This is a genomic window from Exiguobacterium sp. s28 (assembly GCF_018618135.1).
Taxonomy (GTDB): domain Bacteria; phylum Bacillota; class Bacilli; order Exiguobacteriales; family Exiguobacteriaceae; genus Exiguobacterium; species Exiguobacterium mexicanum_A.
Genome location: NZ_JACSLL010000004.1, coordinates 113653 through 135471 on the forward strand (window position 1 = coordinate 113653; position 21819 = coordinate 135471).

At 54.0% G+C, this 21819-nt stretch carries 25 protein-coding genes and 1 riboswitch; of the genes, 13 read left to right on the forward strand and 12 right to left on the reverse strand.

Features of this window, described 5'->3' with window-relative positions:
- Window positions 1-5: 5 nt before the first annotated feature.
- Window positions 6-1559: an ABC-F family ATP-binding cassette domain-containing protein gene (locus tag KNP78_RS06470; protein WP_021068083.1), complete on the reverse strand. Its 1554-nt coding sequence runs from the start codon at window positions 1557-1559 to the stop codon at window positions 6-8.
- Between the two features lie 60 nt (window positions 1560-1619).
- Entirely contained in the window at window positions 1620-2228 is a 609-nt protein-coding gene (locus KNP78_RS06475) for an NAD(P)-dependent oxidoreductase (RefSeq protein WP_214823475.1), read from the reverse strand.
- 131 nt (window positions 2229-2359) lie between these two features.
- Window positions 2360-2461, forward strand: a riboswitch (purine riboswitch).
- Window positions 2462-2538: 77 nt separating this feature from the next.
- Here KNP78_RS06475 and KNP78_RS06480 point away from each other — a divergent pair.
- From KNP78_RS06480 to KNP78_RS06495, 4 genes are read left to right on the forward strand one after another with little or no spacing between them, the layout of a single operon-like run.
- Window positions 2539-3120: a xanthine phosphoribosyltransferase gene (locus tag KNP78_RS06480; protein ID WP_021068085.1), complete on the forward strand. Its 582-nt coding sequence runs from the start codon at window positions 2539-2541 to the stop codon at window positions 3118-3120.
- Window positions 3117-4421, forward strand: coding sequence for a nucleobase:cation symporter-2 family protein (locus tag KNP78_RS06485; protein ID WP_214710687.1), 1305 nt, complete (start codon window positions 3117-3119; stop codon window positions 4419-4421). The genes KNP78_RS06480 and KNP78_RS06485 overlap by 4 nt, the downstream gene beginning before the upstream one ends.
- Window positions 4422-4455: 34 nt before the next feature.
- The gene (locus KNP78_RS06490) at window positions 4456-5103 is read left to right on the forward strand and encodes an NAD(P)H-binding protein (protein ID WP_214754866.1); all 648 of its coding nucleotides are present in this window, start codon (window positions 4456-4458) and stop codon (window positions 5101-5103) included.
- Entirely contained in the window at window positions 5100-5492 is a 393-nt protein-coding gene (locus KNP78_RS06495) for an RDD family protein (RefSeq protein ID WP_034780735.1), read from the forward strand. The genes KNP78_RS06490 and KNP78_RS06495 overlap by 4 nt, the downstream gene beginning before the upstream one ends.
- Before the next feature lie 19 nt (window positions 5493-5511).
- Here the strand turns inward: KNP78_RS06495 and KNP78_RS06500 are convergent, their stop codons facing one another.
- Window positions 5512-6777 carry a purine/pyrimidine permease gene (locus KNP78_RS06500; protein WP_034780737.1) on the reverse strand — a complete coding sequence of 422 codons (1266 nt, stop codon included), beginning with the start codon at window positions 6775-6777 and terminating at the stop codon, window positions 5512-5514.
- Between the two features lie 75 nt (window positions 6778-6852).
- Here KNP78_RS06500 and KNP78_RS06505 point away from each other — a divergent pair, with 75 nt between their 5' ends.
- Window positions 6853-7557, forward strand: a complete 705-nt coding sequence (locus KNP78_RS06505) for an alpha/beta family hydrolase (RefSeq protein WP_034780739.1) — start codon at window positions 6853-6855, stop codon at window positions 7555-7557.
- A gap of 33 nt (window positions 7558-7590) precedes the next feature.
- Here KNP78_RS06505 and KNP78_RS06510 read toward each other — a convergent pair whose 3' ends face one another.
- The 3 genes from KNP78_RS06510 to KNP78_RS06520 form a co-directional block, all read right to left on the reverse strand.
- On the reverse strand, window positions 7591-8772 hold the full coding sequence (locus tag KNP78_RS06510) for an MFS transporter (protein WP_251128470.1): 1182 nt from the start codon (window positions 8770-8772) through the stop codon (window positions 7591-7593).
- A 116-nt stretch (window positions 8773-8888) separates the two neighbouring features.
- Entirely contained in the window at window positions 8889-9680 is a 792-nt protein-coding gene (locus KNP78_RS06515) for an endonuclease/exonuclease/phosphatase family protein (protein ID WP_214823477.1), read from the reverse strand.
- Between the two features lie 52 nt (window positions 9681-9732).
- The gene (locus KNP78_RS06520) at window positions 9733-11361 is read right to left on the reverse strand and encodes a PTS transporter subunit IIBC (protein ID WP_034780743.1); all 1629 of its coding nucleotides are present in this window, start codon (window positions 11359-11361) and stop codon (window positions 9733-9735) included.
- 221 nt (window positions 11362-11582) lie between these two features.
- Between KNP78_RS06520 and KNP78_RS06525 the strand changes: the two genes are divergently transcribed.
- The 3 genes from KNP78_RS06525 to KNP78_RS06535 all read left to right on the forward strand — a co-directional run bounded on the left by KNP78_RS06525 (window position 11583) and on the right by KNP78_RS06535 (window position 13440).
- Complete coding sequence (locus tag KNP78_RS06525; RefSeq protein ID WP_114164885.1) at window positions 11583-12347, forward strand: TrmH family RNA methyltransferase; 765 nt, start codon at window positions 11583-11585, stop codon at window positions 12345-12347.
- Between the two features lie 58 nt (window positions 12348-12405).
- Window positions 12406-12861: a GNAT family N-acetyltransferase gene (locus KNP78_RS06530; protein WP_021068095.1), complete on the forward strand. Its 456-nt coding sequence runs from the start codon at window positions 12406-12408 to the stop codon at window positions 12859-12861.
- A 90-nt stretch (window positions 12862-12951) separates the two neighbouring features.
- Window positions 12952-13440 carry a hypothetical protein gene (locus KNP78_RS06535; RefSeq protein WP_214823478.1) on the forward strand — a complete coding sequence of 163 codons (489 nt, stop codon included), beginning with the start codon at window positions 12952-12954 and terminating at the stop codon, window positions 13438-13440.
- Between the two features lie 32 nt (window positions 13441-13472).
- Here KNP78_RS06535 and KNP78_RS06540 read toward each other — a convergent pair whose 3' ends face one another.
- The gene (locus tag KNP78_RS06540) at window positions 13473-13982 is read right to left on the reverse strand and encodes a hypothetical protein (protein ID WP_214797426.1); all 510 of its coding nucleotides are present in this window, start codon (window positions 13980-13982) and stop codon (window positions 13473-13475) included.
- Between the two features lie 115 nt (window positions 13983-14097).
- Between KNP78_RS06540 and KNP78_RS06545 the strand changes: the two genes are divergently transcribed.
- Complete coding sequence (locus KNP78_RS06545; protein ID WP_052090263.1) at window positions 14098-14754, forward strand: TVP38/TMEM64 family protein; 657 nt, start codon at window positions 14098-14100, stop codon at window positions 14752-14754.
- Between the two features lie 28 nt (window positions 14755-14782).
- Here the strand turns inward: KNP78_RS06545 and queF are convergent, their stop codons facing one another.
- The 4 genes from queF to queC are packed head-to-tail and all read right to left on the reverse strand — an operon-like array spanning window position 14783 to window position 17074.
- Window positions 14783-15271, reverse strand: coding sequence for a preQ(1) synthase (gene queF / locus KNP78_RS06550; RefSeq protein ID WP_021068099.1), 489 nt, complete (start codon window positions 15269-15271; stop codon window positions 14783-14785).
- An 11-nt stretch (window positions 15272-15282) separates the two neighbouring features.
- The gene (queE, locus tag KNP78_RS06555; RefSeq protein WP_251128471.1) at window positions 15283-15978 is read right to left on the reverse strand and encodes a 7-carboxy-7-deazaguanine synthase QueE; all 696 of its coding nucleotides are present in this window, start codon (window positions 15976-15978) and stop codon (window positions 15283-15285) included.
- Entirely contained in the window at window positions 15978-16433 is a 456-nt protein-coding gene (gene queD / locus KNP78_RS06560; RefSeq protein ID WP_021068101.1) for a 6-carboxytetrahydropterin synthase QueD, read from the reverse strand. The genes queE and queD overlap by 1 nt, the downstream gene beginning before the upstream one ends.
- A complete protein-coding gene (queC, locus tag KNP78_RS06565) occupies window positions 16430-17074 on the reverse strand; it encodes a 7-cyano-7-deazaguanine synthase QueC (protein ID WP_034780758.1) in 645 nt (214 codons plus the stop codon). The genes queD and queC overlap by 4 nt, the downstream gene beginning before the upstream one ends.
- A gap of 208 nt (window positions 17075-17282) precedes the next feature.
- Between queC and nhaC the strand changes: the two genes are divergently transcribed.
- Entirely contained in the window at window positions 17283-18659 is a 1377-nt protein-coding gene (gene nhaC, locus KNP78_RS06570; RefSeq protein ID WP_034780760.1) for a Na+/H+ antiporter NhaC, read from the forward strand.
- Window positions 18660-18720: 61 nt separating this feature from the next.
- Here the strand turns inward: nhaC and KNP78_RS06575 are convergent, their stop codons facing one another.
- Complete coding sequence (locus tag KNP78_RS06575; RefSeq protein WP_214823480.1) at window positions 18721-19194, reverse strand: NUDIX hydrolase; 474 nt, start codon at window positions 19192-19194, stop codon at window positions 18721-18723.
- Between the two features lie 124 nt (window positions 19195-19318).
- On the opposite strand from KNP78_RS06575, the gene KNP78_RS06580 reads away from it, so the two are divergent.
- The 3 genes from KNP78_RS06580 (at window position 19319) to KNP78_RS06590 (ending at window position 21747) form a co-directional block, all read left to right on the forward strand.
- The gene (locus KNP78_RS06580; protein WP_138860072.1) at window positions 19319-19909 is read left to right on the forward strand and encodes a DNA-3-methyladenine glycosylase; all 591 of its coding nucleotides are present in this window, start codon (window positions 19319-19321) and stop codon (window positions 19907-19909) included.
- Between the two features lie 69 nt (window positions 19910-19978).
- Entirely contained in the window at window positions 19979-20491 is a 513-nt protein-coding gene (locus KNP78_RS06585) for a type 1 glutamine amidotransferase domain-containing protein (protein ID WP_034780765.1), read from the forward strand.
- A gap of 116 nt (window positions 20492-20607) precedes the next feature.
- Window positions 20608-21747 carry an MFS transporter gene (locus KNP78_RS06590; RefSeq protein WP_251128473.1) on the forward strand — a complete coding sequence of 380 codons (1140 nt, stop codon included), beginning with the start codon at window positions 20608-20610 and terminating at the stop codon, window positions 21745-21747.
- Window positions 21748-21819: the final 72 nt, after the last annotated feature.

A 21819-nucleotide genomic window follows, 5' to 3' on the forward strand; every position in this document is an offset into this window, starting at 1 on the left:
ATGGATTAGAATACTTTCGTCGTCCACGATTCACAGTTCCAGACGTCGGTGACGATGTCTTGATAGAACTCCGGTTCGTGACTGATGAGTAGGATACTGCCTTTATATTCTTTCAACGCGCGCTTCAACTCTTCCTTCGCGTCAACGTCCAAGTGGTTCGTCGGCTCATCGAGGAGGAGCAAGTTCGATTCGTTGTTTTGGAGCTTACAGAGACGGACCTTCGCCTTCTCTCCACCACTGAGGACCGCGATTTTACTCTCGATATGCTTCGTCATGAGACCGCATTTCGCGAGCATGGCGCGGACTTGTTGCTGGTTGAGGGATGGGAACTCGCTCCAAATCTCTTCGATACACGTGTTGTTGCTGACGGCCGCTTCTTGTTCGAAGTACCCGATCTCCAAGAACTCACCGCGTTCGACGGTTCCTTCAAGCGGGTTGATCATGCCGAGCAGACTCTTCAACAGCGTCGTTTTCCCGATCCCGTTCGCACCGACGAGGGCGATCTTCTGACCGCGCTCCATTTGGAGGTCGAGTGGTCGTGAGAGCGGCTCGTCATAACCGATGACGAGATTTTTGGCGTCAAAGATGAGACGACCTGACGTGCGTGCCTGCAAGAACCGGAACTCTGGTTTCGGACGTTCCGCACTCAATTCGATGACGTCCATCTTATCGAGTTTCTTCTGGCGTGACATCGCCATGTTCCGCGTCGAGACGCGTGCCTTGTTGCGGGCGACGAAGTCTTTCAAGTCGGCGATTTCCGCCTGCTGGCGTTTATAAGCCGATTCAAGCTGCGAGCGTTTCATCTCGTATACTTCCATGAACTTGTCGTAGTCCCCGACATAGCGTGACAAGTCCTGGTTTTCCATATGGTAGACCAAGTTGATGACGCTGTTTAAGAACGGGATATCGTGCGAAATCAAGATGAAGGCGTTGTCGTAGTTTTGGAGATAACGCTTCAACCACTCGATGTGGGCCTCGTCCAAATAGTTGGTCGGCTCATCGAGGAGAAGGATGTCCGGCTTCTCGAGAAGCAATTTCGCGAGCAATACTTTCGTCCGCTGACCACCTGAGAGGTCCGTGACGTCACGGTCGAGTCCGACATCTAAAATACCGAGACCGCGAGCGACTTCCTCGACTTTTGCGTCGATGATATAGAAGTCGTTTGAATCGAGCATTTCCTGCAGTTCGCCGACTTCAGCGAGCATGTCGTCCATCTGTTCAGGTGTCGCATCGCCCATTTCCATATAGAGCTCACCGATTCGTGTTTCGGTGTCGATCAAGTATTGGAACGCGCTCTTCAACACGTCCCGAATCGTCATCCCACGCTCGAGGACAGCGTGCTGGTCGAGGTAACCGACACGGACGTTTTTCGCCCATTCGATTTTGCCTTCGTCCGGTTGGAGTTTGCGCGTGATGATGTTCATGAACGTTGATTTTCCTTCACCGTTCGCTCCGATGAGGCCGATGTGTTCGCCTTTCAATAGACGGAAAGACACGTCGTTCAAAATGGCGCGGTCACCGAAACCGTGGCTCAAGTTTTGTACTGTTAATATACTCATATTTCTTATTCGTTCCCTTCAAAGTTGACTATCCGATATTGTAGCATGGATTCAAAAAAATTAGTACGCCAGCCCGACTGATTGGCGGACGAAGTGTTGTTCTTCAACGGCGTTCAGCATGAACTGGGCGACATCGGCCCGTGAAATCTGTTTTCCGTTGTCTGGAATGCTGTCGATAGACGTGCGGTACACCGAGGTCCGGGGACCGTCCGTCAGTTGCATCGGCCGCACGATTGTGTAATCGAACGACGAGTTGCGCCACAAATCGACCGCGGCCCGGTGATCACGGAGCGGCTTGCGAAGCATGAACGTCACGACCGTACCAGCAAGGCCCGGAATCTCTTTATCGATTCCAGCCGAGGCGAGGTAGACGACCCGAGTGACGTCATTTGCTTTCAGCGCCGGGACGAGTGCGTCGGTGACGTGGGCCAAGAAGTCCGAATCGCTCAAGTCGGTCCCGAGACAGCTGATGACGGCGTCATGACCAGCGAGGGCGTCTGTCAAAGCGGCGCTGTCTGTGACGTCGCCTTCGATGATTTCAAGTTGCGGGGTCGGAATCAATTTTTTCTGTTCCCGCACGAAGGCGGTCACATGGTGGCCATGCTCGATGGCCTGGTCGACAAACTGATGACCGGTCCGGCCTGTGGCACCTAAAACGAATAGCTTCATAATGGATGTGGCTCCTCTCGTTTTTCCAGTATCTTTAGTATACAGCAGTTTCAGAAAAATCGAACTTTTAGCCGTCTTTTCCAAAACGGGTTGCAATTTATTAAATATCGTCTAGAATAAGTCCTATCTTATATAAATAAAAGATTCGCACTCGTATATCAGCGGGAATATGGCCCGCAAGTCTCTACCGAACCACCGTAAATGGTTCGACTACGGGTGACGCTTGTCGTGTGCATTCGTTTTGTTTCCATGCGGTTCGTCGTCCCCGGGTTGGGGTGACGAATCGCATTTTTTTATTGGAGGGAAAACAATGAAGCAGTTAGAAGACAAAATCAGAGATGAAGGGCAAGCGTTGTCCGAACACGTATTGAAAGTCGATGCCTTCTTGAACCATCAAGTCGATCCTGTCTTGATGCAGGCGATCGGTCGTGAGTTCGCGGATCGGTTCCGTGACGCGGGAATCGATCGTATCGTCACATTGGAATCGAGCGGAATCGCTCCGGCTATGATGACGGCGCTCGAGATGAACATTCCGTTCGTCTTCGCCCGTAAACGCAAATCACTTACGCTCCAAGACGATCTCGTCGAAGCGGACGTTTACTCGTTCACGAAACAAGAGACGAACCGCATCAGTTTGAGCCGTCGCTTCGTCCAACCTGGGGAGCGCGTGCTCGTCATCGATGACTTCCTCGCCAACGGGGAAGCGGCACTCGGTTTGACGCAACTCGTCGAATCGGCCGGGGCGGTCGTCGCCGGTGTCGGAATCGTCATCGAGAAGTCGTTCCAACCGGGACGGGACAAGTTGCTCGAGCGAGGCTATCAAGTCGAGTCACTAGCCCGAATTGCGAAGCTTGAAGCGGGTGAGATTTCCTTCGTGGAGGTGGTCCGATGAATACGTTCAAGACAGCCAGCCTTGGTTTCCAACACTTACTCGCCATGTACACGGGCGCGGCCATCGTCCCGCTCATCGTCGGTGGTGCCATCGGACTCGGTCCGACGGAACTCGCGTATCTCGTCGCAATCGATTTGTTCATGTGTGGCGTCGCAACGCTGTTACAAGTCTGGACGACTCGTTTCACCGGTGTCGGTCTGCCAGTCGTACTCGGTTGTACGTTCACCGCGGTCGGTCCGATGATTGCTATCGGTAGTTCGAGCGGAATCACCGCCATCTATGGGGCACTTATTGCGAGCGGGATTATCGTCATTCTAATATCAGGATTTGTCGGGAAACTGGCTCGCTTCTTCCCGCCGGTCGTGCTCGGCTCGGTCGTGACGATTATCGGTCTCTCGCTCATCCCAGTCGCTGTCAATGACATCGGCGGCGGGATGCCGGGTGAGCCTGGCTTCGCTTCGATGCAAAACTTGGCGCTCGGTGGCTTGACCATCGGTTTGATTCTCGTCTTGAACCGAATCGGTACCGTGTTCACACGGGCGGCCGCAGTCTTGTTCGCGGTCTTGATTGGCACAGGTGTCGCCGCGTTCCTCGGTCTCGTCGACTTCAGCCCGGTCCGTGAGGCCGGCTGGTTCCAAATGGTACAACCGTTCTACTTCGGGATGCCGACGTTTGACGTCTCGGCCATCCTCGTCATGACGCTCGTGGCCATCATCTCGATGATCGAATCGACTGGTGTCTTCTTGGCATTGAGCGATATCACGAAAAAGCCGATTGGCTCGAACGAGTTGACGAAAGGGTATCGGGCCGAAGGTGTGGCGACGATTCTCGGTGGGATTTTCAACAGCTTCCCATACACGACGTTCAGTCAAAACGTCGGCCTCGTCCAATTGTCAGGCGTCAAATCGCGCCGTGTCATCTTCTGGACGAGCGGACTATTGATTTTGCTAGGCTTCTTGCCGAAAGTCGCGACGTTCACGACATTGATCCCGAAACCGGTGCTCGGTGGGGCGATGCTTGTCATGTTCGGTACGGTCGCCGCTTCAGGGATTCGAATCTTGAGCCAAGTCGATTTTGCGAAAAACGAGAACTTGATTACAATCGCCTTGTCGATCGGGGTCGGTCTCGGTATCACGGCCAACCCGGCCATCGTCGCGAACATGCCTGAGGCGGTGCAGTTGTTCACGGACAGCGCCATCGTCGCCGGATCGTTCACCGCCTTATTGTTGAACGGGTTCTTCCGACTCGTCGACCGGTTCCGTCCGGCCGAGGTCGTTGCCGAGAACCGGCAAGTCAGCTAGACTGAAAGGAACTACGTAACTAGGGGGAACAAGCATGGGGAAAACTGCACTTGTCGTTGGCGCCACCGGATTGATTGGACGCGAACTCGTCGAACAGTTGCTCGAACAAGAACGATATGATCAAGTCTGGATTGTCGTCCGTCGCTCGAAGCGTTGGAGTCACCCGAAACTGCACGAGGTCGTCGGATTTGAAGGAATGGACGAGGCGTTGCCGCATATTGATGACGTCTACTGCGCACTCGGAACGACGATCGCTGTCGCCGGTTCGCGTCAGGCATTCAAACACGTCGATCTCGACTTGCCGCTCGAAGTGGCACGGGTCGCGAAACAACACGGAGCGACACGTTATGCCGTCGTATCGGCTCAAGGCGCGTCACTTCGGTCACCGTTCTTCTACAACCGGGTGAAAGGGGAGCTCGAGAATGGGCTCAAAGTGTTCGGCTTCGAGCACTTGATTATCGCCCGGCCATCGCTCTTGCTCGGAGATCGCGAGGAGTTCCGTCTCGGCGAGAAAGCAGCCGAAGTCGTCAGCCGTCCGCTCCAACCGTTGTTGCTCGATAAACTACCGGATGCAGCGCCGATTCAAGCGCTCCACGTGGCCCGCGCCTTGATTATGGCCGCAGAAGAAGGACAGGGCATCGAAGTGTTGACGTCAGGTATGATGCAGAGGATGAGCCAATGAACCCATTAACGAAGAAACGTACCCAAGCCGTCTTGATTGATGGCGTCATTGCCGGATTGCTCAGTTTTGGTGTCGAACAGCTCGTTCGGAAGAAAGTGAAAAGCGAGTTCGTCCATGCTGTCATCACCCCGACGCTCGTCTCCTACGCGCTTGAGGCATGTCAGATGCGCCGCAGTGGACAGACGCTCGGCTATAAGCTGATGGGTCTCGAGTTGAAAAATGACGACGGGACACCGGTCACGGCCGAGCAAGCGTTTAAACGGGCGCTTCACCGCGACACAATCTCGATTGTCGCCTACGTCAAAGACCGCGCGCACTTCGAGGCCGAAGACGGTGCCGTCTTGCCGCACGACGCAGCGTTCCATATGCACGTAACCGAAAAAAACTGACCTCTCGAGGTCAGTTTTTTTAGTCTTTGATGCGGCTGAGAATGGCCGTCGTCAAGGCGACGATCGTTCCGAGGACGAGTCCGTTCGAGAACACGGTCGCCAAGAGCGGCGGCAAATCGTTCATTGCCCCAGGTGGGAGCAACATCGCCCCGGCCCCAATGACGAGCGGGAGACCGACAGTGAGTGAGGCCGTCTTTTGGTTCAATTCGAACGCCGCCTCGTTGATTCCGATGATAATCATCGTCGCGATGAGCGGGGTGACGATGGCGTATCCGACAGCGGCTGGGATACTTGCGATCAGCGAGACGAACGGACCGACGAGGGCGAGCACCATCATCAAAGCATGGGCGATGAGGTGTGGCGTGCGATGCACACTTTCAGTCGAAGACAGGAAGCCGGCTGTCCCAGAGATGGCGACCGGTCCCGGTGTCCCGAACAAGCCCGCGACCATTTGGCTGATGCCGCTGACAACGCCGGATGCCGGGACGTTCCCTTCGATTTGACGCTTCTCGCGCGAGCTGACGATGCGCTCAATCAATTTGATATTGGCAAGGACGTTCGTCATGAGCAGGAGCGTGATGACGAACGCAGTCGGGAGCAAGTTCCAATCCCACACCCACGTTCCGAACGGGAATAGTTCAGGGACGAGGAAAAATGACTCGGAACGGACGATCGGGTTCCCGAGGCCGAGCATGTTGAACAACCAAAATCCGGCGATGAGCGTCATGACGAGGCCGTACTGCTTGAACCGGCTCCGCTCGAGCGTGAGCGCGAATAAGACGAGGCCGGCCGTCGCCACGGCTTGGATTGTGTTGATGCCGTCCTCGGTCACACCGAAGCCGCCTTTGATGACGGCGCCGGACAATTGCAACACGAGCAAAATCATATAGACGCCGAGGACTTGCGGGGTAAACAACGACAGCATCCGTCGCAACAGGCCGGTGACAGTCATGACCACACCGAGCACACCACTTAAGAACAACATGAAACCGAGCGCTTGGAGCGTCTCTTGTCCGCTCCCATAAAGTGCTGGACCGATGGAGGCATAGAGTGTGAACACGCCCCACCAAATCCCGGCTGGTCCTTCTAAGATTGGCAGGCGGTGGCCGAGCAGCGTTTGGATAATGCTGAAGAGTGCGAAGACGAACAGTGAACGTGAGATGAACGTCATCGTCTCGCCTGGCGACAGTTCAAATAAGGCGGCGATTGAGAGCGGTGGTACAATGTTTGTAGCTAAAATAAAAATAAACCACTGAATCGTCGTGGTTACAGAACTTTTGGTCATGGTGTCCCCCTGGTATTTCCCTTTTTTAATACTAGTGTACCGTGACGGGGAAGTGGATGCAAATGGAGGTATATAATGAAGAAAAAACTGAAGTGGATTGGCCTCAGTCTATTAGGAGTCATGTTGGTCGCCATCATCGGCTTCCTCGTGTGGACGCAACTGACGTACGGACCGACGGAAGAAGCGCGCGGTTACGCGGCTGAGGCGAGGGAAGTGGACAATCGTCTCGAGTTCGGGCAGACGGACAGCGAGGTTGGGTTCATCTTGTATCCTGGGGCGAAAGTCGAGAAAGAGGCGTACGCTTACTATGGCACCAGACTGGCAGAAGAAGGTGTCTTCGTCGCCATCCCATCGTTGCGCTTGAATCTCGGGATAGCAGATATCGATGCAGCAGAAGATATCATCGCCGCCCACCCGGATATCGAACGTTGGGTCGTCGGGGGGCATTCACTCGGCGGTTCGGCCGCGTCTGGTTACGCGCTCGAACACGAGGAGCAAATCGACGGGGTCATCTTCCTCGCCTCGTATCCGATCAGTTCGATGGCGGACAGCGATTTACGTGTCTTGTCCGTCTCTGGGGAAATCGACGGTCTCGCGAACGAGAGCGATATCGAGGCGAGCCGTGACAATGTCCCGGATGACGCCGTCTTTCATCAAATCAAAGACGGCAATCACGCCAACTTCGGGATGTACGGCCCGCAGGACGGAGATAACGATAGCCCGCTCAGCGCCAAACAACAACTCGACGAGACGATCGATCAAATCTTGGATTGGTTATGAAAACAGCGTGCCCACATGATGGGGCACGCTGTTTTAACGTTGGTCGAGCTTATGACTGACCGCTGTCAGCAAGGCTGTCACGAGCGCGACGGCGCCGCCGACGATGGCGAGGGTCATCACGGGTGCGTTGGCATAGACAAGACCACCAAGCGCCGAACCCATGCCGATACCGACGTTGCTTGCGACCGGCATGAGCGATGAAGCCAGTCCTTTAGCGTCCGGATTGAACTTCTCGGCCAAGTCGATCAAGTAGATTTGCGTCGATGTCGTCAGTAGAATCGCCATGAACGACATGAGCGCGATATTGATCAGGCCGAGCGTCACGTTCGACGTCGTCACATACAAGGCCGCCAAGACGAGCGCTTGGATGAGAAAGACGAACCGGAGACGTCCGATTGGATTATGATTGGCGATTTTCCCGGCCGCCATGTTGCTGAAGATCGAGATGAATCCGTAAGCGAACAGGATTGGACTGACCCAAGCGATCGGGACGCCGAGCACGCCTTTCAAAATCGGGACGAGATACGTATAGACGACGTACGTCGCGCCGAAGCCGAACGCCGGGATGAAGAACGCGATTAGGATGCGCGGGTTCGTCAAGAGCCGCAATTGATCGGCAATCGACGTTTTGACGCTCGTTAAATGGCTCGGCACGACACGGTAGACGGCGAGAAATGCGACGACGCCTAAAGCGGTCGTCAACAGGAATGTCGTTTCCCATCCGGCGCGTTGGCCGATGAACGTACCGAGCGGGACGCCGAATACGTTGGCCATCGTGAAACCGCTGAAAATGAATGAGACAGCGATGCCGCGCTTCCCGGTTGGAACCGATTCACTGGCGACGAGCATGGCGAGCGAGATGAGCACGCCGGTCACGACAGCGGTCATCATCCGGAGCACGAGCAATATCCCGTACGTCGGAGCGAGGCTGCTGAACAAGTTAAAGACGATGAACGCAGCGGTGAGTGTAAGCATCAGTTTTCGTTTCGGCAAATGGCTCGTCAGTGACATCGTCAGCGGGGTCCCGATGGCGAAGGTGATCGCGAACGCCGAGACGAGCGTTCCGGCCGTGGCAATCGAAATCGATAGTCCATCGGCGATATCGGGTAAAATCCCGACGATGACAAATTCACTCGTCCCGAGCACGAACGTGAGCAAGGCGAGCGATAAGATAAGCGTCCAGTCGGTCCGACTGAGCGATGGGGTAGTCGTCAAAATAAAATCACTTCTTTCGTTCAAGGTTGTTAGACTTCAGTCGTTTTCAACCATACAGGATTTCCACGCAAAGCAAAACCCTTTTCCCTTCCGTGAGGAAAAGAAAAGGGTGCCATTTACCGCCAAAATGCCGTTGCTTCAACACCGGCATGATCCGAGACGATCGGACCGTTCTCGCCATCTAAGACGACGGCATGGCGAGAGACGTGGATCGGAGCGTTCGTCAGCATCAAGTCGATGCGAAGCGCCTGCTTGTTCTCGTCCCAGCCGGCAATCTTGCCTTGGACGGTCGCATCGCCTTCACGCTCGGTCGCCAAATGGAACAAATCTTGGAGACCGTGCTCGATCAAGTAATCGTACCCTTCGCCACGGATGAAGGCGTCGTTATTAAAGTCACCGAGCAGCAAGGCGCGGTCGTCGTCCTCGACGCGACGAAGTAGTTCATCGAGCTGATGGCGCACCGGCTCATCGGCGTCATGCCACCAACCGAGGTGACAGGAGTAAATCGCCGTCGGCGCGTCCATGCCGTCCACGACCGCCTTGACGATTTTCCGAGATTTGTAATCGTTCGGGTCGGTCGTCTGGGAGACGAAGAACGACTCGGTCGACACGAACGGAGTGCGCGATAAAATCGCGACGCCCTCCTCGTAGATGTCGTATCCATAATGGGCGAAGTCCCACGTCATGTAGTAATCGACGCCTTGCTCTTTCAAACGCTCGACGAGCACATAGGCGAAGTTGTTCTCTCGAATCAAGCCGTCGATGAGTGGGGCCTCTTTATGTTGATTCACTTCTTGGAGTGCGATGATGTCATATTCCTCGCTCGCGATCCGTTCAACGATCGAGTCGATTTTCTCTTGTTGACGGTCCTCTAACCAGGCGTGACAGTTCAGCGTTAAAATATTCACGATAGTCCTCCTTTAGAAAAAACAGGCCAACTCGTACGAGCTGGCCTGTTGATCATGCACCGATGACGTCTTGAATATCAGACTTCAATACGTCGGCTTTCGGGCCGTAGATTGCTTGGACACCGCGGTCTTTCAAGATGAGACCCATGGCGCCGTTCTTTTTCCATTCGCTCTCTTCTGAGACGAGCGACATGTCTTTGACTGTGACACGGAGACGCGTCATGCAGGCATCGACGTCTTCGATGTTCTCTTCCCCACCGAGTAGAGCGATAATCCCCATGACCTGCTCGTTGCCTGTCACAGTCGATTTCTCTGTCACTTCTTCCATATAGTTCCCGTTACGGCCTGGCGTCGGAAGGTTCATCTTCTTGATGAAGAAGTTGAACACACCGAAGTTCAAGAAGAAGAAGGCAGCCGAGACGAGGAAGAAGTTAATCAAGTCTTGTAACAGTCCCGCTTTGACAATCATCGGGATGCGTGTGAGCAATTCAATCGCACCGAACGCGTGGACACGAAGGTCGATGACATCCGCTAAAGCGAAGGCGGCACCGGCCAAAAGCGCGTAGACGACGTAAAGGACTGGAGCGACGAACATGAACATGAATTCGATTGGTTCTGTGACACCCGTCAAGAACACGGCGAGACCAGCCGACAAGAACATTGGTTTGTATTGTGCTTTCTTGTCTTCGTCGACGTTGCGGTACATCGCATAAGCCGCACCGATCAAGGCAGCGAATGACAAGATGACTTGACCGACTTTGAAGCGGGCCGGTACGACGTCAGCAAGCAAGGCGTTGTAAGCGGCTGTATCACCAGCGGCGCGAAGGTTAACGAGGTCAGTGACCCAAGCCAACCAGAGCGGATCTTGACCCGCAACGACCGAACCAGCTGTCGCACCTGTCAAAATCGTGTACGTGCCACCGAGCTCCGTGTAGTTCATCGGCACGGTCAGCATGTGGTGAAGACCGAACGGCAAGAGGAGACGTTCGAGCGCACCGTAGATGAACGGCGCGAGGACTGGTGCCGTGTTGCGTGATGTGGCAATCCATTCACCGAAGCTGTTGAGCGCGCCTTGAATCGTCGGCCAAATGATGGACAACGCGATGGCGGCAACGACCGAACCGAGAATGACGACGAATGGCACGAAGCGCTTCCCGTTGAAGAACGAGAGGGCGTTCGGCAATTTGTTGAAGTTATAGAACTTGTTATAGAGGGCTCCACCGAGGAAACCGGCGATAATCCCGACGAACACGCCCATGTTGAGAGCAGGTGAACCGAGTACAGATGTGAAGTAGTCGGCGACGACAAGGTCAGCTCCGAAGAGAGACTGGACAGTCGCTTCCGGGTCTTGGAGCATTGCTCCGTTGACGCCGAAGATGGCGCCTGTGACACGGTTGATCAAGATAAAGGCGATCAGTGCAGCGAAGGCACCGCCGGCTTTATCTTTCGCCCACGAGCCACCGATGGCGACTGCGAACAAGATATGTAAGTTGACGATGATTCCCCAACCGAGGTCTTCGATGATGCGAGCCGTCGTGAGCAAGATGCTGACGTCTCCGGCTGACATGCCAATCAATTTACCAATCGAGATCATGAGACCCGCGGCCGGCATGACGGCGATGACGACCATTAAGGCCTTGCCGAGTTTCTGCCAAAAGTCGAACGAGATGAGTTGTTTCATGCTATACGCTTCCTTCCTGTACGGAACTTTTTATCTGTCTGTGGCGACTGTCAATGCAATCGCTTGCATAGATAATTGTAATCGATTGCATAACTTTGTGCAACCGTTTTCCTAATTTTCATGGATTTTCATAACGAGAGGATATTCGACTCGTTTCTCACCTAGCTTGTCAGTCGGAACGAATCTCGCTACAATACTAAAGGTTGAAAGGGGCGAGAACGATGGGATGGAGACAGACAACATCGGCATTATCAAAAGAAGAGCAAGCGGCATTACTCGATGAATTGTTGCAGTCGGGCCTGTTATTAGAAGAGGATCGACTGCTGTACAGCATGTTGATGCCCGACCGCGTCAAGCGTATGCAGGAAGTGCTGGAGTTACGGACGAACCATATCACGATTTTGACGGAAGGGGTCGATGACCCGCACAATCAGTCGGCCGTGCTCCGTTCGGCGGACGCGTTCGGTGTCCAGACGTTGCACGTCGTCGAGGGACGGGCCAAGTTCAAGCCGAACTCGATTATCGCCAAAAGCGCCGATCGCTGGGTCGACGTGGTCGAACATCCTTCAATCGAGGACGCAATCGATCGGTTGAAGGCGGACGGTTACCAAGTGCTCGCGACGGCACTCAGTGAAGAGGCGGTCCCGCTTGAGGACATCGATGTGTCAAAACCGACCGTGCTCTTGTTCGGGAACGAACATCACGGCGTATCGGAACGAGCGCTCGCCAAGGCAGACGGCAATTACTTGATTCCGATGCAAGGATACGTCCAAAGTTTGAACATCTCTGTCGCTGCCGCCATCTCGTTGTACGATGTGACGACGCGGGCGCGCCATGTCGTGACGGACGGATATGGACTGAAGGTGGAAGACAAGCAGCGCATCTTAAAAAATTGGATGGTAAAGAGCCTTCCGAAGCGGTCGCTCGGTGTGTATAAGCAAAAAGGTTTGACCGCTTTTGCGCGTGAGACAGGAAAAACGGAGTAAACGGCGAAAGGTACAGGCGTACGAACAACTTGTCCATATACTGAAAGGGGATGGAAAGATGAGTACGACCAGTTCATTTATCGTGAAAGATGTGACGACGAATTTCAAAGACTACGAAGAGGAATTCTTTAACCTGTACCGCACGCTTTACGGGGACATCGATCAACTGCGTTTTAAAGAACGGCTGTATCGTCATGCGAACCCGCTCGTGTTGCTCGCATTTTCAGATGAGCGCCTCGTCGGCTTCAAAATCGGTTACGAGGCCGAGCCGTATCGCTTCTATAGCTGGGCCGGAGGTGTGCACCCCGAGTTTCAAAAGCATGGCATCGGCCGCAAGCTGATGGACACGCAACTCGAGTGGGTGAAAGCGCAAGGGTTCCATTCGATTCGAACGAAAGCCCGTAACACGAACAAAGGGGTCATCATCTTGAACCTGTTGTGCGGCTACGACATCATGGGAGCTTACACAGAGGATAACGAGCCTCGCATCATGATGGAGAAACAATTGAACTGACCGCTGAGCCGTGGCGCATGCCACGGTTTTTTTGTTGGCATGAAACCAAATGGGGCTGCATCCGTATTATAGAAAAAAGGGGGAGACATCATGGTCCATACGTTTGCATTCGGGGAAGAAGTATACATCGATTCAACAGGGATGGGGGACTCGTTTTTTAGTGGAGTACCAATCATTTTCCCGATATTCTTTTTCCTGATTATCGGTATTATCGTGTTCGCTGTTATTGGAGGGATCGGTAAGCAAGTGAAGACGAACAGTCTATTGAAAGACATGCAACAGTTCGCGTCAGAATTGGCCGACAATCCGAGTGACGAATCGGCAAACCGTCTCGCTGACTACTTGCGAGACGTGACGTCGTTCCCAGTCGAGCGGACACAGATGGAGCCGTTCCGGGTCGCGCTCGGCAGCTATCATTTGGTGATGGAGTCGTCGCACGTGCACGACTTGACGAAAGAGCGGGTCGATCGCCAATACAAACGGCTCGGCATCTTGGACGGGGAGAAGTTCGCCGATGAGCCGGTCCCGCGACGCCGTTCGAGCTCACACCATCATGACCACCATAATCATCACATGTAAAAACGCGTCGGGACGTTCCCGACGCGTTTTTGTTACATATAACGGCTCGCATCGAAGTCAATCTCGGTTCGATGATTGGCTGACTCGATGGCGCTGGCGATGCGGTTGGCCCGTTTCTCGACGTCACGGGCTTTCAGCCGGTAAAGTTCCGGGTCATAGAGCGCATGCTTGATGACGCTCGTCCCTTCCCCGTAACCCGTTTGGAACTCGCGTTTCGGACGCTCGGCCAAATCTTGATACATCCGAGCCTGAGCTCGTAATTGAACGGCGAACTCCATCGCTTCGACGAGTGGGAGCGGTCCGTCATTCGTCTCGATGACGGTATGCAGGTTCGCCTCACAGACGAGACGATCAAGACGGCGTAAATCGGTCCGGATCGCCTCGAGCTCAACTTCGATATCCTCGAGTGAACGGGACTGGATCGTCGGGAGCGGCTCATCTTTCTCGAGTTCGATGAATGCGACACGTTCGACTTCTTCGAGCAACTTATCAATCTGCTTCAGAAGCAGGTGTTTCAACTTGATGGCATCTGCCAAGTACATAGGGATTCCTCCTTCTGCTTTTTTTAACCGTACCATACTGCGATTCCTAAAAAAAGGAAGGCGTTACTTTTTCGAGGTGAGGCGATATGATGGAAGAAAGAGAGGAGGTCGACCGATGAACAAGTGGAAAACGCAATGGATCATTGCCATCGTCTTACTCGTCTTCGGTACCGCGACGTTCCTTTATCAGTGGATCGACTTGCGTCCGAGTGAGATTCGCGATTATATCGTTCAATTCGGGTGGCTCGCCCCGCTCGTCTATATTTTACTGTTCACCGTTCGCCCGTTGATTTTATTTCCGACGTCGGTCTTGTCCGTCGCCGGTGGATTGGCGTTCGGGACGCTGCCTGGTGTCGTCTATACAGTCATCGGGGCCACGCTCAGCGCGCTCGTCGCTTACTATATCGCGATTCGCTTCGGTGACCGCTTTCTCCACCATTTCGAGACGAGCAACTATGAGAAGGTGCAGCATAAGATTGAAGAGGACGGGTTCTTCTACGTCTTGATTTTACGCTTGATTCCGCTCGTCAACTTTGACTTGGTCAGTTACGCCTCAGGGCTCGCGAAAGTGCGCCTCCCGGGTTATGTCTTCGCGACCACGGTCGGGATGATCCCGGGTGCGTTCGCCAACAATTTCCTCGGTAGTAGCCTCGCGAGCGGAGACTTTAAGTTAATCATCCTCGCCCTCGTCGTCTTGGTCGTCCTGACGCTCGTCGCGACGGTGTTCCGGGAACCGATCAAACGACAAGTTAATCGCTATAAAAAGAAGTAGGCGCTCCCGTTGAGCGCCTACTTTTTGGTTAACGGTTGTCGACCGTCTCAGGATACAGGTCGTGATTGAACAAGCGATGTTCAGCCATTCTTTCGTATTTCGTGCCCGGTTTGCCGTAGTTGTAGTACGGATCGATCGAGATGCCGCCGCGTGGCGTGAACTTGCCCCACACTTCGAGATAGCGTGGCTCCATCAACTTGACGAGGTCTTTTCCGATGACGTTGATGCAGTTCTCATGGAAGTCCCCATGGTTGCGGAAGCTGAACAAATATAGCTTGAGCGATTTTGACTCGACGAGCTTCTCGTCCGGGATATATGAGATATAAATCGTCGCGAAGTCCGGTTGGTTCGTGATCGGGCAGAGCGACGTGAACTCCGGTGCGTTGAACTTCACGAAGTAGTCGTTCTCCGGGTGACGGTTCGGGAACGCCTCGAGGACGTCCGGTGCGTATTCAAAAATGTATGGGACGCTCTTCTGTCCGAGGAGCGACAAGTCTTGTAAGTCTTCTGGTCTCATAGTTATTCTCCTTAGACGCCACGTTCGTTGGCGTACAGTAATGTGTGCAGCTGCGGCAGGACACGGACACTTTGCCATGACGGGTCGCGGGCGACGTCCTCCCATAGTTCTTTCAAACGACGGAGCTGGGCGTCGGTGATGTCACCGTCCGCACCGGGCTCGGGATTGCCGGCCGATAAGTACATGACGTCCGGGGTGTAGCGCGTCTGTACCGATTTCGCATAGGCGAGGTCGATCTCGTCGAAGACGGCGACTTTGAACGTCATCTGTTCGGGGCGCAGCCGTTCGACGATGGCGTCGAGTTTCTCCCAGTCGGTCGTCATGCCGGAAGATGGTGGTTTCGGGCTGAGCGTCACGTCGTCGATGTCAGCGAGCCAGTCCTGATAGCGGCTGCCTTGCGTCTCGACGGCGAGTTTGACGTCGCGCGCCTTCAGTTTTATCACCAAGTCTTTCATCGCGGCGATGAGGAGCGGATTGCCGCCCGAGATGGTGACATAGTCGTACACGCCGAGCGCGTCGAGCCGTTCGATCACCTCGTCGGCTGTCAGCATGTCGGGTTTCTCCGAGCCGTCCCACGTGAAGGCGGAGTCGCACCACGAACAGCGATAATCGCAACCGGCGGTCCGGACGAACATCGTCTTTTGTCCGATGGCGCGGCCTTCCCCTTGAAACGTCGGGCCGAACACTTCGAGGACAGGGATTTTCATCAGTCCACCAACCATTCGCGGCGGAACTCGGCGTACGATGTCGGCGTCTCGTACAGTTTGACGAACTCGACGCGGACGTCGCGCTCGTCAGGCAAGTGTTTGGCGAGCTGCTCGAAAATCCAGTAGCACATGTTTTCGGCAGTCGTGTTCATATAAGGTAACGACTCATTCAAATAACGATGGTCGAGGTATGGTTCGAGTTCTTCTTTAAAGATGGCTTTTAAATCGCCAAAGTCGAGCGTCATGCCACGGTTATCGAGAAAACCGCTGATACCCATTTGCAATTTATACGTATGTCCGTGTAGCGCTCGACATTTACCGTCGTAATCGAACAAATGATGCGCGGCGTCAAACGTTACTTCTTTGACGATTTGGACGCGGTGCGGACAATAGATGAGCGAGCCGTCTTGTTTGGCTTCGACACTCGTCGGGGCGAGGAATGGGGCGTTCTTCATACGCGCACCTCCTCATACGCGGCGAGGCCGTTTTGACGGAGCACACAAGCCGGGCATTCGCCGCAACCTGATCCGAGGATGCCGTTATAGCACGTGAGCGTCCGTTCTTTGACGTAATCGAACGCACCGAGTCGGTCCGCGAGTTCCCACGTCTGCTTTTTGTCGAGCCACATGAGCGGTGTGTCGATGACGAACGGATAGTCCATCGCCAAGTTGAGCGTCACGTTCAAGGATTTGACGAACTGGTCCCGGCAATCCGGATAACCTGAGAAGTCGGTCTCACATACGCCGGTGACGATGTGATGCATACCGAGCTGTTTGGCCATGACGGCCGCAAAGGATAAGAATAAGTGATTGCGTCCATCGACGAACGTGTTTGGGACGTCCGCATTGTCGATGTCGAGATCGTGTCTCGTCAACGCGTTAGAGGTGAGTTGTCCGAGTAAGGACAAGTCGAGGATGTGGTGCGGGACATCGAGTTCGGCCGCAATCTCTTTCGCGACCTCGATTTCCGCGTCATGGCGTTGCCCGTAGGCGAACGTCACCGCTTCCACATGAGAGAATTGTTGTTTTGCCCAAAATAGGCAGGTGGTTGAATCTTGACCGCCGCTAAAGACGACCAATGCTTTTTCGTGTTGCAACGTGCACACTTCCTTTTTCGCTAGTTTTGATGTCGGAGGAGGTTACGAACTCCGGAGGTCACCCTCGAGCGTTTACTTTACCATAAAAAGACGTTTGACAGGGAAAAGAGAAGCAGGTATAGTAAAGAACATCACTGAAACACTTTCGCGCATAAAAGCGTTTAAGCGGTTAGGTAGAAAATAATGGAACTGAAAGGAGGGGACGTCGATGCAGATGAAAGGAAAAGAGGCTGTATTCGTCGTGCTGATGAGCGGTATTTCCCTGCTCGCACTGATGTTTTTGGCCAAAGCGACGCCACACATGGCGATCTTTGGCACAATGGTATTAATAGGGGGTTACGCGTATTATCGCACGCGTGATTTTAAACGAATCGAAGCCGCGATGATCAGCGGGATCCGTGAAGCCATCATGCCGGTCTTGATTTTACTGTTGATCGGGATGTTGATTGGTGTATGGCAGATGTCTGGTACGGTGGCGACAATCCTCTCCATCGGTTTAGATACAATCTCAGCGCAATGGTTCTTGCCGAGCGTCTTGCTCATCACAATGATTGTCTCGTCGTTCACGGGCAGTGCCTTTACGACGGTCGGTACGGTCGGGGTCGCCTTGTTCGGTATCGGGATGGCGCTCGGGATTTCTCCGGCGCTTGCCGCAGGGGCGATCGTCTCAGGTGCATTATTCGGCGACAAAATGAGCCCATTGTCAGATACGACGAACTTCGCGCCGGCCGTGGCCGGTGTCAAACTGTTCGACCATATCCGTTTCATGATGGGGACGACCGTCCCGGCTTTCCTAATCACCCTTGTTTTGTTCACAATCCTCGGTCGGAGCGGGCAAGCGGCGGATACGACACAAATCGCTGAGGCACAGGCGGCGCTCGCCGGGCGGTTCAACTTATCATGGCTGACTTTGCTCGCGCCGATCCTAGTTGCCGTTCTCGCCTTCCGCCGGATGCCGGTCTTGCCGACGATGCTCGTCGGCATGTTCGCCGGTGTGTTGACGGCAGGGTTTGTCCAAGGCAACTGGAACGTCACGAACTGGTTTGGCGTTATGCAGGCCGGATTCAAATCGGGCGTCGAGAATGAGACGATTGCGGCCGTACTCGACCGTGGCGGACTCGAATCGATGCTCTGGTCGGTCAGCCTCGTCTTGATCGCGCTCGCGTTCGGTGGATTGCTCCGCGAACTTGGTGTGTTCCAAGCGATCGTCGACGCATTGCTCGAACGGTTGAAGTCACCAGGCAGCTCGGTCTTGTCGGTCGTCCTCAGCTCGATTGGTGTCAACTTGCTCGCGGGTGAGCAGTACTTGTCGATCTTGCTTCCAGGTCAGGCGTTCAAACAAGGGTTCATCGATCGCGGCATCGATCCCCGTTACTTGTCACGTGCTCTTGAAGACGGCGGGACGGTGATCAACCCGCTCATCCCATGGGGCGTGTCGGGTGCATTCTTCGCGGCCACGCTCGGGGTACCGGTACTTGAATACGCACCGTTCGCCTTCTTCCTCTGGCTCAGCCCGATTTTCTCGATCATTCTCGGATACGTGAAGTTGGGAAAGCAACGTGAGGCGATGCGGATCGCATCCTAATCGAATCACTCCAAAAAACCATCCAGGACCAATAGGTGTCCTGGATGGTTTTTTAAATGTCTCAGGTAAAAGAGCTCTCGAGTTCCCATAACGTATCTCCGAACTGATCGATGAGCGCCTGGGCTCTGGATTCGATATCCGTCGGCAAATCAGCTCTTGAGAAATACTGCAAGTCCAGACTTTCTCCGTCGTTCATGGTTAACGTCCCTCGCACTTGCTTCGCATGGAAGAGGTTGATGACACTATGCGTTTCATCTCCGTTCGGGTACTTGAAGAAAAACTTTGGCCCCGAGCAGACACCGACGAGTTCAAATTGATTGGTTTCAAGCCCTGTCTCTTCATTCAATTCACGGGCAGCCACTTCTTCTAACGTCTCATTCAACTCCATCGAGCCTCCTGGCAATCCCCAATCATGCGTGTCGGAACGATGCTGAAACAACAGCTCATGCCTGTCATTCAATACGAGCACGGTCGCCCCGACAGTGATTAATGGCCTGTTGCCGACTGTCTTTCTTAATTCTAATAGATACCCCACCTTGGTTCGCCTCACTTTCTCGTATGTCATACCATTCGGCTTCCATTACGAAATCCCTTTGATTAGAACGGGCATCTTTTTTGTATCTTCCCGTCTTCATTTGAGAAAATGAGACCGAGGAGGGATGACGATGAAACGACTCGATCCATCATTTTATGAGCAACCGACGCTCGAATTGGCCCGTTCGTTACTTGGTCACTATCTCGTCCATGATCATCTCGACGGTCAAATCGTCGGAAAAATCGTCGAGACGGAAGCTTATCTCGGCGCCATCGACCGGGCGGCCCACAGTTTCGGCGGCAGACGGACGAATCGGACCGAGGTGATGTTCGGGTTACCTGGACACGTTTACACGTATCAGATGCACACGCATACGCTCTTGAACGTCGTGAGCGGTCCGGTCGGCACGCCGGAAGCCGTCCTCATTCGGGCCATCGAGCCGATTGAAGGACAGGGCATCATTGAGGCGAATCGTCCCGGCATTAAGCGATTCGACCAGACGAACGGACCCGGAAAACTGACGAAAGCGCTTGGCATCACGATGGACCTATACGGACATTCGCTCCAACATGAGCCACTTTATATCGTTGAAGGGAGTGCCATCCCGGAAATCGAGGCCGGTCCGCGCGTAGGGATTCCGAATACGGGCGAAGCACGCGATTACCCGTACCGCTTCTTCGAACGAGCCAATCCGTACGTCTCGAAGTTTCGTTGAATGTTTATGGGCCGGTTAGGTGTGGAACACTCCTTATGTGCATAAAAATAATGAGGGAGTGTTTTCAATATGGCAAAAGTAGCAACGCTAATCACAGATATGTTTGAAGACGTAGAGTTCACGGGTCCACGCGACGCATTGGTGGAAGCGGGGCACGAAGTTGTCACGATTGAAAAGAAAGCCGGTAACACGGTTGAAGGCAAACAAGGCGAGTCGAAAGTCACGATCGACAAAGCAATCGATGACGTGTCGCCGGAAGACTTCGACGCGTTGCTGTTACCAGGTGGGTTCTCACCCGACTTGTTACGCGAAGACGAGCGGTTCGTTCAATTCGCGAAAGCGTTCATGGACGCGAAGAAACCTGTGTTCGCTATCTGTCACGGCCCACAACTGTTGATTACGGCGAAGACGCTCGAAGGCCGCGATGCAACCGGTTATAAGTCGATTAAAGTCGACATGGAGTATGCCGGTGCGAAGTATGCGGACAAAGAAGTCGTCGTCTGCCAAGAACAGCTGGTGACAAGCCGTCAACCGGACGACATCCCGGCGTTCAATCGCGAAATCCTTAATCTGCTCAAATAATCGTCTGGCCACGGAATTTCCCGTGGCTTTTTTTGTGCAATCGGGAATAGGTGAATAAGGAGGAGATTTAGATGAAACGAGCACGTTCACCTAGCTAAGTCGGTCGAAACGTTACGTTGCTTGGATGGATGCGTTGGTTCGAGGCGCTCGTCCCGGCCTACACGATTGAGCGTCTGTTTTGGGAGTCGCGGACGATCACGATGCAAGAAGTCGTCTATCTCGAAATGCTCTATGCCGTCCTCGTCGTCATCCTCGAAGTGCCGACCGGGGTGTTAGCCGATCGCTTGGAACGCCGACGTCTGTTGCAAATCGGGACTGCACTCGAGTGGGGTTCCTTTGTCGTGTTACTTGTGTCCTTTTCGTTCGGCGGTTTCGCCTTAGCCATCGCCTTGTCAGGCATTGGGGCGGCGCTCCGGAGCGGGGCGGAGAATGCACTTCTCTATGAGACGCTTGAACAGGATGGGAAGACGGAGGCGTTCGAGCGCTGGGTCGGCCGGTTGAATGTCATCGGAATCGTTGCAGCCGTTCTCGCGGCGATCAGCGGCGCCTTGCTGGCCACACGCTTCCCGTTTGAACTGAACTATGTGCTGTCGATTGTCAGTTTGTTTATCGCGACAGCATGTAGCCTCGGCCTTGTCGAGCCGAGACGAGTCGTGACAGAGGAACGAATGACATGGGCGGATATCGGGGCAGGTTTTCGCTTCTTGTGGCACGACCACCAGCTACTTGCCTTGTCGTCGGTGTTCATCGTGACAATCGGTGCGTTCAACTTCATCGATGAGTTTTGGCAGTTGTACGCCCGTGACGTCGAAGTTCCCATCTATTGGTTCGGAATGATTTCGACTGTCCTGTTGCTCATTCAAATACCAGGGCAACTGCTCGCCCCGGTCCTGTTACACATCACGACGGTCGATCGTTGGTTGCACGGAATCGGTTGGGGCATCGGTCTCGGTTTTGTCATTCTCGGCTTTTTCCCAGGACAAGTCGGACTCGTCTGGATGGCAGGCATGGCGTTTCTTATCGGCATCGTCGAACCGCTCTATCTAGGGGCATTGCATCACCGTGTCCCGTCTGTCATCCGGGCGACGACCGAGTCATCCGTCTCGATGTTGCTGCACGTTAGTATCATCCTCATCGGACTAGTGTTTGTGATCGGGGCCGGTATGACGCTCTTCGTTGCCTTTTTATGGATTGGGATCGTCGTTTGTATGCATCAATTGCTCATCATATTCGTTACTTGGAAAAAGGATGCTTAAGCGAGCATCCTTTTTTTTACGCCTCAAGACCGAGGCGGGCGGAGAAGCAACCGTGTATGATAAGAAACAATA

Excerpts from the sequence above, each read along its gene's own strand:
- KNP78_RS06470 (WP_021068083.1), bottom strand. The coding sequence starts at position 1,559 with ATGAGTATATTAACAGTACAAAACTTGAGCCACGGTTTCGGTGACCGC.
- KNP78_RS06475 (WP_214823475.1), bottom strand. The coding sequence starts at position 2,228 with ATGAAGCTATTCGTTTTAGGTGCCACAGGCCGGACCGGTCATCAGTTT.
- KNP78_RS06480 (WP_021068085.1), top strand. The coding sequence starts at position 2,539 with ATGAAGCAGTTAGAAGACAAAATCAGAGATGAAGGGCAAGCGTTGTCC.
- KNP78_RS06485 (WP_214710687.1), top strand. The coding sequence starts at position 3,117 with ATGAATACGTTCAAGACAGCCAGCCTTGGTTTCCAACACTTACTCGCC.
- KNP78_RS06490 (WP_214754866.1), top strand. The coding sequence starts at position 4,456 with ATGGGGAAAACTGCACTTGTCGTTGGCGCCACCGGATTGATTGGACGC.
- KNP78_RS06495 (WP_034780735.1), top strand. The coding sequence starts at position 5,100 with ATGAACCCATTAACGAAGAAACGTACCCAAGCCGTCTTGATTGATGGC.
- KNP78_RS06500 (WP_034780737.1), bottom strand. The coding sequence starts at position 6,777 with ATGACCAAAAGTTCTGTAACCACGACGATTCAGTGGTTTATTTTTATT.
- KNP78_RS06505 (WP_034780739.1), top strand. The coding sequence starts at position 6,853 with ATGAAGAAAAAACTGAAGTGGATTGGCCTCAGTCTATTAGGAGTCATG.
- KNP78_RS06520 (WP_034780743.1), bottom strand. The coding sequence starts at position 11,361 with ATGAAACAACTCATCTCGTTCGACTTTTGGCAGAAACTCGGCAAGGCC.
- KNP78_RS06525 (WP_114164885.1), top strand. The coding sequence starts at position 11,583 with ATGGGATGGAGACAGACAACATCGGCATTATCAAAAGAAGAGCAAGCG.
- KNP78_RS06530 (WP_021068095.1), top strand. The coding sequence starts at position 12,406 with ATGAGTACGACCAGTTCATTTATCGTGAAAGATGTGACGACGAATTTC.
- KNP78_RS06535 (WP_214823478.1), top strand. The coding sequence starts at position 12,952 with ATGGTCCATACGTTTGCATTCGGGGAAGAAGTATACATCGATTCAACA.
- KNP78_RS06540 (WP_214797426.1), bottom strand. The coding sequence starts at position 13,982 with ATGTACTTGGCAGATGCCATCAAGTTGAAACACCTGCTTCTGAAGCAG.
- KNP78_RS06545 (WP_052090263.1), top strand. The coding sequence starts at position 14,098 with ATGAACAAGTGGAAAACGCAATGGATCATTGCCATCGTCTTACTCGTC.
- queF (WP_021068099.1), bottom strand. The coding sequence starts at position 15,271 with ATGAGACCAGAAGACTTACAAGACTTGTCGCTCCTCGGACAGAAGAGC.
- queE (WP_251128471.1), bottom strand. The coding sequence starts at position 15,978 with ATGAAAATCCCTGTCCTCGAAGTGTTCGGCCCGACGTTTCAAGGGGAA.
- queD (WP_021068101.1), bottom strand. The coding sequence starts at position 16,433 with ATGAAGAACGCCCCATTCCTCGCCCCGACGAGTGTCGAAGCCAAACAA.
- nhaC (WP_034780760.1), top strand. The coding sequence starts at position 17,283 with ATGCAGATGAAAGGAAAAGAGGCTGTATTCGTCGTGCTGATGAGCGGT.
- KNP78_RS06580 (WP_138860072.1), top strand. The coding sequence starts at position 19,319 with ATGACGATGAAACGACTCGATCCATCATTTTATGAGCAACCGACGCTC.
- KNP78_RS06585 (WP_034780765.1), top strand. The coding sequence starts at position 19,979 with ATGGCAAAAGTAGCAACGCTAATCACAGATATGTTTGAAGACGTAGAG.